The 17,415-nt window shown below is 42.6% G+C and carries 13 protein-coding genes; 5 read left to right on the top strand and 8 right to left on the bottom strand.

Annotated elements, in window-relative coordinates; translation table 11 throughout:
* The first annotated feature begins 21 nt into the window (after positions 1 to 21).
* Entirely contained in the window at positions 22 to 1,650 is a 1,629-nt protein-coding gene (gene pruA / locus Q0064_RS00905; protein WP_298142889.1) for an L-glutamate gamma-semialdehyde dehydrogenase, read from the top strand.
* Positions 1,651 to 1,975: 325 nt separating this feature from the next.
* The gene (locus tag Q0064_RS00900) at positions 1,976 to 2,698 is read left to right on the top strand and encodes a porin family protein (protein ID WP_298142886.1); all 723 of its coding nucleotides are present in this window, start codon (positions 1,976 to 1,978) and stop codon (positions 2,696 to 2,698) included.
* A gap of 19 nt (positions 2,699 to 2,717) precedes the next feature.
* Here the strand turns inward: Q0064_RS00900 and Q0064_RS00895 are convergent, their stop codons facing one another.
* From Q0064_RS00895 to Q0064_RS00880, 4 genes are all read right to left on the bottom strand, one after another.
* Entirely contained in the window at positions 2,718 to 3,344 is a 627-nt protein-coding gene (locus tag Q0064_RS00895; RefSeq protein WP_298142882.1) for a hypothetical protein, read from the bottom strand.
* Positions 3,344 to 4,807: an RNA polymerase factor sigma-54 gene (gene rpoN, locus Q0064_RS00890; protein ID WP_298142879.1), complete on the bottom strand. Its 1,464-nt coding sequence runs from the start codon at positions 4,805 to 4,807 to the stop codon at positions 3,344 to 3,346. Before rpoN ends, Q0064_RS00895 begins: the two co-directional genes overlap by 1 nt.
* Positions 4,808 to 4,879: 72 nt before the next feature.
* The gene (gene asnS / locus Q0064_RS00885) at positions 4,880 to 6,313 is read right to left on the bottom strand and encodes an asparagine--tRNA ligase (protein WP_298142876.1); all 1,434 of its coding nucleotides are present in this window, start codon (positions 6,311 to 6,313) and stop codon (positions 4,880 to 4,882) included.
* 62 nt (positions 6,314 to 6,375) lie between these two features.
* The gene (locus Q0064_RS00880) at positions 6,376 to 8,805 is read right to left on the bottom strand and encodes an efflux RND transporter permease subunit (protein WP_298142873.1); all 2,430 of its coding nucleotides are present in this window, start codon (positions 8,803 to 8,805) and stop codon (positions 6,376 to 6,378) included.
* A gap of 174 nt (positions 8,806 to 8,979) precedes the next feature.
* Here Q0064_RS00880 and Q0064_RS00875 point away from each other — a divergent pair, with 174 nt between their 5' ends.
* A complete protein-coding gene (locus Q0064_RS00875; protein WP_298142870.1) occupies positions 8,980 to 11,250 on the top strand; it encodes a cation:proton antiporter in 2,271 nt (756 codons plus the stop codon).
* A gap of 25 nt (positions 11,251 to 11,275) precedes the next feature.
* Here the strand turns inward: Q0064_RS00875 and Q0064_RS00870 are convergent, their stop codons facing one another.
* The 4 genes from Q0064_RS00870 to Q0064_RS00855 are packed head-to-tail and all read right to left on the bottom strand — an operon-like array spanning position 11,276 to position 15,957.
* A complete protein-coding gene (locus tag Q0064_RS00870) occupies positions 11,276 to 13,756 on the bottom strand; it encodes a DUF5686 family protein (protein ID WP_298142867.1) in 2,481 nt (826 codons plus the stop codon).
* Between the two features lie 53 nt (positions 13,757 to 13,809).
* Entirely contained in the window at positions 13,810 to 14,373 is a 564-nt protein-coding gene (gene frr, locus Q0064_RS00865; RefSeq protein ID WP_298142865.1) for a ribosome recycling factor, read from the bottom strand.
* Between the two features lie 15 nt (positions 14,374 to 14,388).
* Positions 14,389 to 15,096, bottom strand: coding sequence for a UMP kinase (pyrH, locus tag Q0064_RS00860; protein ID WP_094487563.1), 708 nt, complete (start codon positions 15,094 to 15,096; stop codon positions 14,389 to 14,391).
* 54 nt (positions 15,097 to 15,150) lie between these two features.
* The gene (locus Q0064_RS00855; protein ID WP_298142858.1) at positions 15,151 to 15,957 is read right to left on the bottom strand and encodes a patatin-like phospholipase family protein; all 807 of its coding nucleotides are present in this window, start codon (positions 15,955 to 15,957) and stop codon (positions 15,151 to 15,153) included.
* Positions 15,958 to 16,148: 191 nt separating this feature from the next.
* Here Q0064_RS00855 and Q0064_RS00850 point away from each other — a divergent pair, with 191 nt between their 5' ends.
* Entirely contained in the window at positions 16,149 to 16,709 is a 561-nt protein-coding gene (locus Q0064_RS00850; protein WP_298142856.1) for an RNA polymerase sigma factor, read from the top strand.
* Positions 16,696 to 17,403, top strand: a complete 708-nt coding sequence (locus tag Q0064_RS00845) for a hypothetical protein (protein WP_298142853.1) — start codon at positions 16,696 to 16,698, stop codon at positions 17,401 to 17,403. Before Q0064_RS00850 ends, Q0064_RS00845 begins: the two co-directional genes overlap by 14 nt.
* Positions 17,404 to 17,415 lie beyond the last annotated feature (12 nt).

Genomic DNA, 17,415 nt, shown 5'->3' with positions numbered 1-17,415 from the left:
ACCTAAATACCACAACACCTCATGTTAAAAGGATTTTTCTCTGTGCCTACTCCGGTAAACGAACCGGTAAAGTCGTATAAACCCGGAAGTCCGGAAAAAGAAGCTGTATTGCAAGCGTACAAAACCCTGTGGAACAACCCGATAGATGTGCCTTTGTACATTGGAAGCCAACGCATTAAAACAGGAACTACACGAAAAATGACCGCACCACACAACCACCAACACGTAGTAGGAACCTATCATTTGGCTGAGAAATCGCATGTTGAGGCAGCTATTGATGCGGCTTTACACGCCAAAGCAGCTTGGGAAAATTTGGCTTGGGAACAACGCGCCGCCATCTTTTTAAAAGCAGCCGAGCTTATCGCGGGTCCGTACCGTGCTAAAATTAATGCAGCGACGATGATTGCGCAATCGAAAAACATTTTCCAAGCGGAAATTGATGCCGCGTGTGAGTTAATCGACTTTTTACGTTACAACGTGGCGTTTATGACGCAGATTTACGCCGACCAACCGAAATCGGATTCGGGTGTTTGGAATCGTGTAGAATACCGTCCGTTAGAAGGATTTGTATATGCCATTACGCCTTTTAACTTTACGGCTATTGCTGCGAATTTGCCTGCAAGCGCCGCCTTAATGGGAAATACCGTAGTATGGAAACCGAGCGACAGTCAGGTTTTTTCGGCAAAAGTGATATTGGACGTGTTTCAAGAGGCAGGCGTTCCTGATGGTGTTATTAACGTGGTGTTTGGCGATGCGCAAATGATTAGCGAAACGATTTTTAATCACGCGGATTTTGCCGGTGTGCACTTCACCGGATCAACGCACGTTTTCAAAGATATTTGGAATACGATTGGAACCAATATTTACAAGTACAAAACGTATCCGCGCATTGTAGGCGAAACCGGTGGAAAAGATTTTATTGTTGCGCACCCGTCGGCTAACGTGAAGCAAGTTGTTGCCGGAATTATTCGCGGTGCGTTCGAGTTTCAAGGACAAAAATGTTCGGCTGCCTCGCGGGCGTATTTGCCAAAGAGTTTGTGGCCGGCTATTAACGATTTACTCGGAAAGGAATTGGCAACGTTAAAAATGGGATCGCCGCAAGATTTTAGCAACTTTATTACAGCGGTTATTCACGAAGGTTCGTTTGATAAATTGGTGAGCTACATCGAAAAAGCGCGTACGGCAACAGATGCCGAAATTATTTACGGCGGTACGTACGATAAATCGGTTGGGTATTTTATTGCGCCAACGGTTATTTTAACAACCAACCCCAAGTACGAAACGATGGAAACCGAACTTTTTGGTCCGGTGATTACTTTGTATGTGTACGAAGATGCCGAGTGGAACAATATGTTGCATTTGGTGGATACTACCAGCGAATACGCACTTACGGGCGCTATTTTTAGTGCCGATCGTTATGCTATTGCCGAAGCGACAACGGCTTTAAAAAATTCGGCTGGAAACTTTTACATCAACGACAAGCCAACGGGCGCGGTTGTGGGTATGCAGCCGTTTGGTGGTGCACGCGCATCGGGAACAAACGACAAAGCCGGATCGGCGATGAACTTGTTGCGTTGGGTTTCGGCTCGAACAATAAAAGAAACGTTTGTAACTCCGGAAGATTACCGCTATCCGTTTTTGGGTGAATAGTTTTAGAACAATCTTTTAAAAAACTGCGAACCAACTTCGCAGTTTTTTTATGCACGCACGTAAACACGTATTTTCTGCAACAGCGATTGGAAAAGCAAGCGTGCGCGAAAAAAAACGTACAACAGCACGTGGATTTTAGCGACCAGCGGAAGCTATAAGATATGTAGCTGTTGTTGTTTTTTTAGCGCACCTTGACTTGGAAAGCGCGGTGACCGGCACAAGTATTTCCAGCGAACGTTTGCCGGGCAGTTGCCCAAATAAGCGACCTAAAATCGTAAAAATAGCTTGGAAACGCTTACATAAAAGTAATATCTTCGCTAACAACATGGTTACACCGATAGGAATTATGCGACTTCGATATTTTGTGCTTTTTATTTTTTGCAGCGTTGTTGCAGCTGCGCAGGAACTTCCGACGACGGTTGCCGACACTACGTTTTATTCGAAGGTTGATTCGTTGTATCGCGAAGACCAATTATACCTGCGTATTACCTACAATTTACTCCGACAAACGCCAAACGGATATTCGCAAAACGGTGTATCGCCCGGTTTTGGCGGTGGTTTTCTGCGCGATTTTCCGCTGAACAAAAAGCGAACGTTTGCTGTAGCCGCCGGTATGGGCATTTCGTACAACAAATACCACCACGATTTGCAGGTGAGTGAGTTTGATGGTATACGCAACTATGTGATTTTACAAGACGTGAATTACGACCGCAATAAATTAGAACAAGTTTTATTGGAGTTTCCGCTCGAAATTCGGTTTCGGAATTCAACACCGCAGTCGCATAAATTTTGGCGATTCTATGCCGGTGTGAAAGCCTCGTATTTGGTTTTTTCGAAAACAAAGTTTATTGGAAATGAAACGGTTACGGTAATCAATAATCCGGATTTTCGAAAGTGGCAATTTGGTCCGTACCTCTCGACGGGCTACAATACGTGGAATTTTTACGCGTATTACGGCGCAGAGCCTTTGCTACGTAACGCAAGTATTGATGGGAAGCGCATTGATTTAACGACCTTAAACTTAGGTTTGATGTTTTATATTTTGTAGAAACACTTCCCTAGCTCCTTTAAAACCAAAACAATAGCAGCAATTGCGGTGCCGTTCCGACGATTAAACCCGCGAGTAATTCGCTTGGCGTGTGTGCTTTCATGAGGAGTCGCGATGTGGCTACAGCACCGATCGAAAAGATGAGTAGTACAATTACCGGCAACAAGTTTACCTGAAAAAAAAGCGAGGTTACCACAGCGAAAGTTGCCAGACCGCTTGTAGCAGTGAGGTGCAACGAAACTTTTAACTCTAGAAAAGTGGCCATTAGCGCCAACAGCGTACTGATTAAAGTTCCTAAGAAAAAGTAGTACAGCGGTAAGCCAAACTCGACCGAAACCGTGTTTTTCAATAAAATAAATACCAATAAACCATGAATGGCAAGAGGCATTTTACGCTGGTTGACATTTGCCAACATAATTGACTCTACTTTATTGTAGGATCGCAGTAAGAAATAAACGGTTAGCGGAATGAAAACCGTTACCAATATTATTTGGATGTAAAACAAATACTTAGCCTCGGCGGGATAATTGATGCCGATAAAAAAATCGTAGAAAGTAACGGCAAATAGCGGCGTAAACAGCGGATGGAACACGTATGAAAATCCGATTAGGACGTTGCGAAGTGCTTTTTTTAGCTGCTGATTCATTACATTTTCTTACGCATACGCGCCACGGGAATGTCGAGCTGTTCGCGGTATTTTGCAATGGTTCGGCGCGCAATAGGATAGCCGCGTTCTTTGAGAATTTCGGCTAATTGATCGTCGGGCAGCGGTTTGTGCTTGTCTTCTTCGCTGATTACGTCTTGCAAAATCTTTTTGATTTCGATGGTAGAAACGTCTTCGCCTTGATCGTTTTTCATGGCTTCGGAGAAAAACTCTTTGATGAGTTTCGTTCCGTAGGGCGTTTCCACATATTTACTGTTGGCCACGCGCGAAACGGTTGAGATATCAAGACCGACTAAATCGGCGATATCTTTCAAAATCATCGGTTTCAGTTTGGTTTCATCGCCATCTAAGAAGTATTCTTCTTGATAATGCATGATGGCGTTCATGGTTACAAACAGCGTTTCTTGGCGTTGCTTGATGGCATCGATAAACCATTTTGCCGCATCGAGTTTTTGTTTGATGAACTGCACGGCTTCTTTTTGTTGCGACGATTTATCGCGAGAAACCTTGTATGTCTGCATCATTTCTTGGTAATCGCGCGAAACGTGCAAGCTAGGTGCATTACGTCCGTTAAGCGTGAGTTCGAGTTCGCCGTTGTTGATGCGAATCGCAAAATCGGGCACAACGGTTTCGGTGAGTCGACTGCTGCCTGCGAACGAGCCGCCTGGTTTCGGGTTGAGTTTCTCGATTTCGTGAATCGCTTTTTTCAATTGCTCGTTGCTGACACCGTATTTCTGGGCGAGTTTGTCGTAGTGCTTTTTCGTAAAGGCATCGAATTGGTTTTCCAAAATATCGATGGCTAAATCAACGTATTCCGACGGAGTTTTGTGCTTTAATTGCAGCAGTAAACATTCCTGCAAATCGCGCGCACCTACGCCCGAAGGTTCGAGTTCGTGAATCACGTGCAGCATGCGTTCTACGGTTTTTTCGTCGGTATAAATGGCTTGGGTGAATGCTAAATCGTCTACAATATCGGCGATGCTTCTGCGAATGTAACCCATGTCGTCGATCATTCCCACGAGAAATTCGGCTATGGCGCGCTCGTTTTCGGAGAGAATGAAGGTATTGAGCTGATTGATAAGATCTTGATGAAAGCTAACCGCTGCGGCGTACGGCGATTCGCGGTCGTCATCGTCGTCGCTGTAGTTGTTGATTTGCGTTTTGTAATCGGGCGTTTCGTCGTTACTCAGATATTCGTCGATGTTGATGTCGTCGGCGTCGATGTGTTCGTTGTCGTCGTTATCGTACTCGTCGTAACTGTCGTTTTCGTAGGCGTCTTTTTCAAATTCGTCTTCATTGCCCGATTCCAGTGCCGGATTCTCGTTCATTTCTTCCATGAGGCGTTGTTCGAACGCTTGAGTAGGAAGCTGAATCAATTTCATCAACTGAATTTGTTGAGGCGAAAGCTTCTGCGAGAGTTTGAGATTGAGATGCTGTTTTAACATAACGATTATTGGTAGCCTAAATTTACGGATTTAGTGGCAGTTGTGTCAAGCCGAAATTTATTTTTCCAACGATTAAAATTCTGCGTTTTGTGGTGTTCTTGGGAACGGAATTACGTCGCGAATATTGCTCATTCCGGTAACGAAAAGTACCAAACGTTCGAAACCAAGACCAAAACCGGAGTGAATTGCCGATCCGAAGCGGCGTGTATCGAGATACCACCACAATTCTTCTTGGTCGATTCCGAGTTTTTCCATCTTTTCGACCAGTACCTCGTAGCGTTCTTCTCGCTGCGAACCACCTACAATTTCCCCAATTCCCGGGAACAAAATATCCATAGCGCGAACGGTTTTTCCGTCTTCATTCAAACGCATGTAAAAGGCTTTGATGTTTGCCGGATAATCGAATAAAATTACTGGAGATTTGAAGTGTTTCTCAACGAGATAGCGCTCGTGCTCCGATTGTAAATCGGCTCCCCATTCTTCGATAACGTATGCGAATTTCTTGTTTTTATTGGGTTTGCTGTTTTTTAGAATATCGATTGCTTCGGTGTATGAAACGCGTTTAAAGTTGTTTTCTAAAACGAAGTTCAGCTTTTCGCGAAGTTTCATTTCCGAACGTTCGGCTTGAGGTTTTGATTTCTCTTCGTCTAACAAACGCGACTCGAGGAAGGCGATATCGTCTTCACAGTGATCGAGCGTGTATTTGATGACGTAACGAATGAAATCTTCCGCCAAATCCATATTGTCGTGCAAATCATTAAACGCTACTTCGGGTTCGATCATCCAGAATTCGGCTAAATGGCGCGAGGTGTTTGAGTTTTCGGCACGAAATGTCGGTCCGAATGTATAGACTTGCCCTAATGCCATCGCGTAGGTTTCCGCTTCAAGCTGACCTGAAACCGTTAAATTGGTATGTTTTCCGAAGAAATCTTCTTTGTAATTGATGGTTCCGTCTTCTTTTCTTGGAATTTGATCTAAGTTAAGTGACGTAACTTGGAACATTTCGCCAGCTCCTTCTGCGTCGGCGCCAGTAATTACCGGCGTATGCACATAAACAAATCCTTTTTCTCTAAAATATTGGTGAATGGCAAACGCTAAAGCCGAACGCACGCGCATGATGGCACCAAAAGCATTGGTACGCACGCGAAGATGTGCGTTTTCACGCAGGAATTCGAGACTGTGTTTTTTCGGTTGCATCGGAAACTTCTCAGCATCCGAATCGCCTAAAATTTCCAAGCGCGTTACTTGAACTTCAAATTTTTGTCCGGCGCCCTGACTTTCCACCAAATTTCCGTGCAATTGTAAAGCAGCACCGGTTGTGATTCGCTTTAAAGTTGTTTCATCGGTATTTTCAAAGTCAACTACACACTGAATGTTATTTATGGTTGATCCGTCGTTGAGTGCAATAAACTGGCTGTTACGAAAAGTTCGTACCCATCCGCGAACGCCAACCTCAGTATTTACAAGGGTTCCGGCTAATAAATCTTTTACCTTAGAATATTTCATAATCGGGCAATCTGTTAATTTGCAATAGCGCGCAAATATAGTTTAAAAAGTATTTTTTTATGCTAAGACGATAAATCGCGATGTCCGGGCATTTGGTCGATTTCGTCGTCGGTGCGTTCGGCAATCGGAACGATAGGTTCTTTAAATTCTTGTTCGTTTGCCAAAGTTTTATTGAGTGTTAATACGAGCGATGGAAGTAGCATTAAATTCGATAACATGCCGAAACAAAGCGTAATGGAAACGAGTCCGCCGAGAGCAATTGTTCCGCCAAAGCTCGACAACATGAATACTGAAAACCCAAAAAACAAGACAATCGAAGTATAGAACATGCTCAAACCAGCATCGTTAAAGGTAGCGTAAACCGATTTTCGAATTTTCCAATTGTTGCGTTTCAATTCTTCGCGGTATTGCGCTAGGAATCGGATGGTATCGTCAACCGACAATCCGAAGGCAATTCCGAATACTAAAATGGTCGATGGTTTTAACGGAATATCCAAAAAGCCCATTAAACCTGCCGTTAATAAAAGTGGAAGCATGTTAGGAATAAGCGATACCAATATCATTTTCGGTGAACGGAACATAAAACCAACGAGTAAACACGTCAGGAAAAATGCAAAAAGTAACGACGACATTAAATTGTCGAGCAAGTAGCCGGTTCCTTTTTGGAAGACAAAAGCTTTTCCGGTAATAGTTACGTTGTAGCGCTCTTTTGGGAAAATTTTATCGATTTCTTTGCGAAGTTCGGCTTCGATAAGTGGAATCTTATCGCCGTTTTCGTCGCGCATAAAGGTCGTTACACGTGCGTATTGTCCGGTTGAATCGACATAACTTTTCAATAAATCGGTTTTCTGGCTTCCGGAAGAATTCTTGATATACGTTAAAATAAACGCTTGTTCTTGAGATGTGGGAAGTGCGTAAAATTGCGGATTTCCGTTGTAGTACGCTTGCTTGGCGTATTTAATGACACCAACAACCGACAGCGGTTTCGACAAGCCCGGAATTTCGTCGATGGCTTGTTCCAGTTCGTCGATTCGTCGTAAAGTAGCCGATTTCATAACACCTTTTTTGCGTTTGGTATCAATCATGATTTCCAGCGGCATCACACCATCGAACTCTTTTTCAAAGAATTGAATATCTCGGAAAAAGTCGGTATTACGCGGCATGTCTTCTATAATACTTCCGCTGATACGCATTTTATAAATTCCGATGATACTTAAAACAAGCAGTGCCACGGCAACGCTGTACACCGAAAAACGGTTGTACTTAACGGTTCGAAGTATCCAATCCATAAAGGTTTTTACGGCACTAGAATCGAGGTGTTCGAGGTGGCGATCTTTCGGCGGCGGAATGTAACTGTGTGCAATCGGAATCACAATCAAACACAAGACAAACAAGCCCATGATGTTAATTGCGGTTACAATTCCGAATTCGAGTAACAATTGATTATTCGAAGTAACAAAAGTGGCAAAACCAATTGCAGTTGTAAGGTTGGTCATAAGCGTTGCCATTCCCACCTTCGTGGTAACGCGTTGCAATGCTTTAACCTTATTTCGGTGTACTTTAAATTCTTGATGGTATTTGTTGGTAAGAAAAATACAGTTCGGAATGCCAATAACGATTACCAATGCCGGGACAAGTGCGGTAAGAACGGTAATTTCGTAGTTTAGAAGACCAAGTATCCCGAACGACCACATCACGCCAATGATGACGATAAATGTGGAAATTAATGTAGCTCTAAAACTTCTGAAAAAGTAGAAAAACAACAAAGAAGTTACCAGCAAAGCCGCACCGATAAAAATGCTGATTTCCGATAGAATTTTCTCGGCATTTAAGGTTCGGATGTAGGGCATGCCGCTTACGCGAAGATCTACTTTTGTTGCTTTCTCGAATTGGTCAACCAGCGGAACAAAACGTTTGAGGATGTATTGCTTGCGTTCGGGTGTGTTTACCAAATCTTTTCGCATGTAAATGGCGGCGCGCACCGTTCCGCTTGCTCGATTGAGCAACAAACCTTCGTAAAACGGGAGTTTTGTGAACAGAACTTTTTGAAGCGAATCGAGATACCTTTGATTTTTCACTTTAGCCGCATCTACAAACGATTTCAGTTCAAAGCCTTGAATCGAGTCGTTTCGCGTGAGAACTTTCAGGTTGTTTGGCGCTAAAACCAGACTAATTTCTTTGTCGCTTTCTAAACTGCTAATCAATTTTTGCCACTGCTCAAAAATCTGCGGTTTAAACAAATCTTGTTGCTTGATTCCGATGACAATCAGGTTTCCTTCTTCACCAAAGCGGTTTAGAAAGGCGTTGTATTCAATATTTACCGGATTGTCGGCCGGCAGTAAATTAGCTTCGGTATGCGTAAATTTGATGTATTTCCACTGCAAACAAAGAAAGGCAGTTAAAACGGCCAAAGTTATGAGCATGAGTGTTTTATTCCGCAAAACAACCCGCGCAATTAACTCCCAAAAGCCCAAACTAAACCACTTAACCATCCCAAAAAAATTTCGGCAAAGGTAGCGTAAAACTAAGGGTTATGGAATAGGAAAATGCGTGATTTTACGGCTTTTCGTCGCGGTTTAGTAATTTAAATTTTAGCTAAAATGATTTGAAAAGAAAATGTATATATTTGAAAACATCGACATTTGAATTTTTAGGTCTTTTTGTGAATGAAGAATTTTAAAAACACAGCTTTTTACATATTGATAACCGGCGGATTTTCAGCGCTGATTTACTTCATTCTCATTGAAGGCAAAAAAATGCAAGGCTATGTTCCTAAACCGGCATTGAAAAATATTCCAGACCAGTGGGGACATTTTGTCGAATCGATGATCGAGAGTGTACGCGAGCCCTTGGCTATTCTTTTGCTGCAAATCATTACCATTATTCTGACTGCTCGAATTTTCGGATGGATTTTCAGAAAAATCGGACAGCCGAGCGTTATCGGCGAAATGATTGCCGGAATTGTTCTCGGACCCTCGCTCGTGGGAATGTACTTTCCCGAATTTTTTGAAACGCTGTTTCCCGTTGCTTCCTTAGCGAATCTGAAGTTTTTGAGTCAGATTGGATTAATCCTCTTCATGTACGTTATCGGTATGGAGCTCGATCTTAACGCGTTACGGAATAAAGCCAACGATGCTGTGGTGATTAGTCACGCCAGTATCATTTTTCCGTTTGCGCTCGGAACAGGATTAGCCTATTTCATTTTTACCGATTATGCACCTGAGGGAATTGCTTTTTCATCATTTGCACTGTTTTTAGGAATTGCCATGAGCATAACTGCCTTTCCGGTTTTGGCACGAATTGTTCAAGAGCGGGGCATTCACAAAACAAAGCTCGGAACTATAGTAATTACCTGCGCGGCGGCCGACGACATTACGGCTTGGTGTATACTTGCAACTGTTATTGCTATTGTAAAAGCGGGATCATTTATTTCGTCTTTGTACGTTATTGCTATGGCTGTTGCCTACGTTTTTCTGATGCTAAAATTGGTAAAGCCGTTCTTAGCGCGCATAGGTGCTTTGAAAAATTCGCGTCAGAGTTTGAGCAAACCCGTAGTAGCCATTTTCTTGCTAACGCTCATCATTTCGGCATACACCACCGAAATTATTGGTATTCACGCCTTGTTCGGTGCGTTTATGGCAGGTGCAATTATGCCTGAAAATGCACGCTTTCGCGGAATTATCATCGAGAAAGTAGAAGACGTTTCTGTAATCTTACTTTTACCGCTGTTTTTTGTTTTCACGGGTTTACGAACGCAAATTGGTTTGATAGACGACGTTGAGTTGTGGAAAATGACCGGAATCATCATTGTTGTGGCTGTTGCCGGAAAATTCTTAGGCTCGGCACTAGCGGCAAAATTCGTTGGGCAATCGTGGCGCGATTCGTTTACCATCGGAGCGCTCATGAACACGCGTGGTTTAATGGAACTTATTGTATTAAACATCGGTTTAGACTTGGGGGTTCTTACTACAGAAGTTTTCACAATGATGGTAATCATGGCATTAGTGACCACGTTTATGACGGGTCCGGCGCTGGATTTAATCAATTACATTTCGAAGAAAAAAGATTCGATTGTACCGGAAACGGTTACTTTGAGCGATAAATTCAAAATTTTATTGTCGTTTGGAAACGCCGAGCGCGGAAAGGCTTTGCTGCGATTGTCTCATGCGCTTACGCAGAAAGAACAGCAAACAAGTATCGTTACCGCGATGCACCTCACCTTGAGTAATGAATTACACACCTTTGAATTCGACGAATTGGAGAACAAAAACTTCAATCCGATTCTAACGGAAGCTAAAAATCTAAACCAGCCGATATTAACGATTTTTAAAGCGTCGAACGACATTGATACCGACATCGTTGAGATTTCGAATCAGGGCGATTACGATTTGCTGCTCATTGGCTTGGGGCAGTCGATTTTTGACGGCACTTTATTGGGTAAGGTTTTGGGGATTACGACTTCGATCATTAATCCGGATCGTTTGTTGGATAAATTCACGGGAAAAGAAGGATTATTTGCCAATTCGCCTTTCGACGAGCGCACGCGACTCATTTTATCCAAAGCAAAAATGCCAGTTGGAATTTTAGTGGAAAAGAACTTAGAACAAATCAACAAAGTTTTTCTGCCGATTTTCAGTGAAGACGATCGTTTTCTAATTGATTACGCTGCGCGATTGATTCGCAACGGCGTTTCTTCGGTTACGCTAATCGATCCGAACAACGTGGTCAAAAACAATGCGCAATTTTACGGAGCGCTCGACATAATTGAACGCGATTTCCCTGGCAGTACCGATATGCTGGAAGATCGGATTATAAAGAAAGAATTTTTGGCGCAGCAAGACATTATGCTGGTATCGTTCGAAAGTTGGCGAAAGCTTGTTAGTTCGCAAAGTGTTTGGTTGAGCAACAGTCCATCGACGCTGATTATGCGGGCGTAACAGTTGGTTGAAATCTTCCTTCAAACTAAAACCCTAAATTCAACATAAAACTCAGCTTTATTGCGATGTTATCCTCTAAGCGAGGAAGTTGATTGGGTCCATAACGATAAAATGCGGTGAGGCCGAAACCGCTGTAAATTTTGTTCAACTCCAATCCCGATTCTAAAAACCCTTTATCGAGCGTTTTAAACGGAATGCCAACATGCCTATCCGGATTGCGCATTGTACCAACGGCGGCACGTGTAACCAACACAATTAACGGTTTTATTTTTCCACTAATTTGCAGCGGTTTAAATCCGTGTTTTAAATGCAAGGCCGCGTAAGAAGTCGAGAAAAACTCGTTAAAGTACATGGTTTCAAAGCTGTTGTTACCGGCAATAGTGATACGTTGCAGCAACCGATCTTTCGTTAAATTGTTCGGCGAAGTGTTATACAGATGCGTTAAAGGCACGGCGCCTGATGCCATTCCGGCCTCGAGCAACACAGAAAATCGTTCGCCGCCAATAAACTTCTTTTGATAATCAACTCGAACGTCGAGCTTCTGAAAGTCGAAATCGCTTCCAAAAACATTTCGCAAGCTTTTTGTGAGCTGAAAAGTAAATCGCGGATACCTTTTATAGATTTCAACCCGGCCAGTTGGAGTTTGCATAAAATCCGAGAACGGATTCCATTGAATAGACGTTTGCCACATCGATAAGGTAAAATTATCATACAAACGCTCGTTATAACTAAATACATAGTTAAAAAGCGGTGTGACATCCATGCGTTGAAACTGCCAAATACTCTCGGTTTTAGGAATGATTTTCGTTTCTGCGTAAGCGCGAACCGACCTATAATTATAGAATGTTGAAATGTTGATGGGCCGCGGATCGTAGAGTTTGAAGATGCGTTTATCAATTGTAAAACTAGTACTCGCAATCTCGCGAATATCGTCGGCAAAGCTTAATCCAACCCAAGAGTTAGAGAACTTACCGATGCGTAGGGCACCGCCTAAACTAAATTTAGCCGTTTGATCTTTTGTTCCGAATGCATAATAAGCATCGAATTTTAAGATACGCGACAAACGTTCATTGGTGACACCTCCCATACCTACGCGAAACCCCTCGAAATTGTTGTAGCTCAGTACCTGACGCAAATCCATATCAAAGAAAGAAAACGGCACATAACCATTTAAAATCTTTCGTCCGATTCGAAGCTTACTTTCTATCCGTTCGGCTCGAACTAAACTGTCGAGCTTGCGATAAGTCTCCAGACTCTTTTCGTCGGGATAGCGCTGCATATAAGTTTCCCAATACGACGCCGGCCGATTAACCGCGGCGTCGTTGATCTGAAGTGCAATGGATTCCTTTCGAATAGAAACCTCCTTGTTGAGTTTTGGCTCCTCGTAATAGGTTTTAGATATCAGATAGGTAATGTCGGTAAGCTGTTGTTTCCGTGTTCGATAAATCGGACTATCTTCTGGGTCGAACTGAAATGTTTCTCCCAAAATACTGATGTCTCTATCGTTCTTCCCCTTAATAACCTTAAATTCCTTTTCGGAAATCAAGTATAATTGATTATCGGTGTCATAAGTAAATTCGTAACGCGCTGTTACATCGAGTACACCTTGAACTCTAAAAACAGCTGCTGCAATGGCGTAGTTCTCCAAATCGCAGTATAAAATGCCGCTCAATCCTTTTTTAATCGATTTTTTATTTTCGAAATGAATAACGGCAACAGATCTGCCGCCTAAACGTACCGTGTCTAAAACAACGGCGTGAAACAAACCAACAGCCTCCTCATTTAGCGGAGACAAATAGCGCGTTTGTAACATTTCGAAAGCACTTTCATAAACCGAAAACGATTGTAAACGAAAAGCAACAAGTTCGTAAATAGGGGTTTGCAAACCCGACATTCTTGCTGCTGTAATTGTTTCCTTGAAAATATCTTTATTGAGTTGAAACTTCGAAACTTTCTCCGCTTCAAACAAGTGCTGCTTTTGCACCATTGTTTTAAACTTCACGCTGCTGCTGTCGATTTCCATGCGCTTTCTCCCCCACCAATTGCGTTTATAAATCGTGTCTATTTTAGCATCAACATCGGCTGCATTAGCCGTAACTACAACACGATTGTAAGCCTCTATTTCGAAAGTTTGCAACTTTTTTAACGGATCGTTATTTCGCTTGTTTGCAATGATTTTCTGCAAGTAATCGCCAGCAAGCGCAGCCGCTTGAGGAGTATTTGGCTGTGGAAGTAGTTTTATTTGTTTGGAGTAAACATCGGAAAAACGGCACTCTTGCAACTGATAGCCCGCAGCACCGACTCGAATAACTATTGGAAGCTCTTGAACCTGAATTTCAAAATAGCCATTAATATCAGTGGCAGTTATTCGATTCCCTGCCACAACCGAAGCACCTCCGACGGCGCGTTCTGTTTCGGCATCGATTATTAGTCCACGCAATTGATGCTGGGCACTGGCCGAGAAAAAAAGCAGCCAGAAAAAAAGCGTGAAACAGATTTTTTGCATTTGCGATAAAAAAATGTCCGCACTAAGGCGGACATTAGAGCACTAATTTTCAACTATACTTTCATGATTTCGGCTTCTTTCGCCGCTGTCAATTCGTCTATTTTCTTTATGTACGTGTTGGTTAAAGTTTGTACTTCGTCTTCAGCCGACTTGCAAACATCTTCCGACATACCGTCTTTTTCTAGCTTTTTGATATCCGTATTGGCATCTTTGCGCACATTTCTCACGCTAATTTTCGCGTCTTCGGCTTCTGCTTTAGCTTGTTTGGCTAAATCTCGGCGGCGTTCTTCGGTTAGCGGCGGAACACTGATAATTACCACATCGCCGTTATTCATTGGGTTGAAACCCAAATTGGCAATCATGATGGCTTTTTCAATGGTGTGCAACAAATTTTTCTCGAACGGTTGTACGGTAATTGTTCGTGCGTCTGGAATACTGATTTTAGCCACCTGATTTAAGGGCGTTTGCGATCCGTAATAATCTACAAAAACACTTCCGAGCATAGCCGGAGATGCTTTTCCTGCGCGAATGTTCAAAAATGATTTTTCCAAATGGGCAATTGCCGCATTCATGGATTCTTCAGCGCTGTCTAAAATAAAATCGATTTCTTCGTTCATAACAGTTTCTTGTATTTAAACGGTAACAACTGTACCTATGGTATCTCCTTTACAAATTTTTAGCAAATTCCCTTGTCCGTTCATATCAAATACAACGATAGGAAGTTTGTTTTCTTGACTTAAAGTGAAGGCGGTAGTATCCATAACGTTTAAACCTTTAGCCAACACTTCTTCAAAACTCAATGTATCAAATTTCGTTGCTGAGCTATCTTTTTCGGGATCTGCAGTATAAATTCCATCCACACGTGTTCCTTTCAGGATAACGTCGGCATCGATTTCTACGCCTCGTAGTACAGCCGCAGTATCTGTGGTGAAATACGGATTTCCAGTTCCTGCACCGAAAATAACGATACGTCCTTTTTCGAGATGACGCACCGCGCGGCGTTTGATATACGGTTCGGCTATCGCTTCAATTTTCAATGCAGTTTGCAAGCGCGTTAGCATACCTTTGTCTTCCAAAGCACCTTGCAGCGCCATTCCGTTAATTACGGTTGCAAGCATTCCCATATAATCGCCCTGAACACGATCCATTCCGTTAGAAGCGCCGGCAACACCTCTAAAAATGTTTCCACCACCAATAACAATGGCAATTTGCACTCCTTGATCGTGAATTTGCTTAATTTCATCAGCGTATTTTGCCAAAACTCCCGGATCAATACCGTAAGCACGTGAACCCATGAGCGCTTCACCACTCAGTTTTAGCAAAATTCTTTTGTATTTCATAGCGTTTAAAATTGTTGTGCAAATATAGCGGAATTCCGTAATCGGCGAAGAAGCTTATCGCTCAAATGCAGGATGAATAAACTTCTGAAAATAGGCATCGCGCGCTGCTTGATAACCAATGTCAAAAATCTGACGCATTCGGTACGTTTTGGTCTCGAAAGTAGAATAAGCCGACAAATCGTCGGGCGTAATCACCCAATCGCAAATATTAAACTTTTGGTTGTTGGTATTCGCAGTAAGCAAATCGAATGCCCGCGCCGTTACGTGTTTAATAGTGCGTAAATCTTTGGCTTCGATGGCTTGTAACGGACTCACATACATTCCGATTAAATAATCGCAACGACCTTGTAAAATATCTGCTGGGAAATGATTTAAAATCCCGCCGTCGCTGTACACTTTGCCGTTAATGACATGGGGAGAAATAATTCCCGGAAAGGCCGCCGACGCCACCACGGCATCCTTAATTCGGGTTTTGGCTGAAAAAACCGTGAGCTTTCCCCGAATCATATCCGTTGCGGTAATGTGAATCGGAATCTTTAAATCGCCTATCGTAGCTTCTCCAAAAACGACATCCAAATAACTGGCAAAAGCCTCCGAATCCATCAAACCCGCTTTTCGAAAAGTAAAATGACGCCAGTAAAAAAAATCAACCGACTGGAAAAAACTGAGAATTTCCTCCGGAGTTTTTCCCCAAGCATACAGCGAAGCTACAATACTGCCGGCGCTACTGCACGCTATTTCCGACGGAAACACTTCTACTTCTTCCAAAAACTTTAAAGCGCCGGCATGTGCCAAACCTTTGCTTCCGCCACCGGAAAACACATAACCTACTGCGCTTGAAAATTCAGCTAATGGTGTCATAAGACTAAGAATTAAACGAAATTAGCCTAATTTTTGCAAGAGACTGCCGTTTCAGCAAAAAAATCATCATTTACAAAATATTGATTTTTAGATATTTGCAAAAATTATCTGAAAAAAAACAACTTTTTTTTCGTGTTGATACAACCATTTCTGATCGAAAATCGTCTTTTAAAATATAAGCAAGATTAAACGTGAAGGTAATCAAATTACAGAACGAACTTGAACAAATCATTGAGTTGGCACGCAACCGAAACCGACACGCGCAGCAGGAAATTTACAGCCGCTTCGCTCCGAAAATGTTGGGCGTTTGCCGCCAATACATCAAAGATGTTCATCAAGCCGAAGATGTAATGATTTGCGCCTTTCTTAAAGTATTCGAAAACCTGCCGCAATATTCAGGTGTCGGAAATTTTGAAGGCTGGATACGTCGGATTACAATTAACGAAGCTATTTCTTACTTACGTGTTCAGAAAAAGGCTGTTTTTATAGACGATTTAAGTAGCGAGAGTTCATGGTCGGAAGAACAACAGCACGAGTTCACGGTAAATGAAATTCAGGAATTAATCGACGCCTTGCCCGACGGTTATCGAATGGTTTTCAACCTGTATGCCATCGAAGGATACAAACACCACGAGATTGCCAAGCTGCTCGACATCAGCGAAGGCACCTCAAAATCGCAATTGTCGCACGCACGACGTTTGCTACAAGAACAAATTATTAAAAGAAAAATGAGCAATCATGAAACCGCATAACCTAGAAGATCAAATAAAAAAAGCGCTCGAGAACCGAGAAATCTCGCCTCGCCCCGAATCTTGGGATCGCTTAAACGCCATGCTTACTGCAAACGAAAGCAAGCCTGTTCGCAAAATTTTTCCGTACTGGAATATTGCTGCTGCCGTGGCTGTTTTTATCGGATTGTTCAGCTTTTATCTTTTTCAATCGGAAGAAATAACTGACGTAGCCTTACCCGAAAAACAAGTGGTTTCATCAGAAAATCCAAATGCAGCTGCTAGCGTTTCCGACGACACTGCCGCCAATGAAATAACCAATCAAAATACAGCGCAAAAACCGAGTTTCAATCCATCAATCAATCAAAAAATCAAATCAATCAATCAAGAATCAAAGGCAGTAACTGCTGTGCCGGCGCAAACTGAAAAAACACAAACAACAGCGCAAAATAACAACAGTGCTCTCGCCGAAAATCAGTTGCAGAAACAACAAAATACGCAGGAGCAGCTGGTGGCAGCAGTTACCGACGAAGCACATGTGGAAGCGTTGTCTGAAAAACTAAAAAAACGTTCGCGCTTTAAAACCAATCCCGATGCGTTGTTGCAAGCAGCTTCCCAAGAAAACGAACGCCAATATCAAAATCAAATGTTGGCTACGGTAGTCAAAAAATTCAACGAAGTAAAAGTCGTTGTCCAAAATCGAAACACAGTTAAATAATCATCAAATCAA

The organism is Flavobacterium sp., assembly GCF_027490375.1.
Lineage (GTDB): Bacteria > Bacteroidota > Bacteroidia > Flavobacteriales > Flavobacteriaceae > Flavobacterium.
This window is presented reverse-complemented; position numbering and strand designations above follow the sequence as displayed.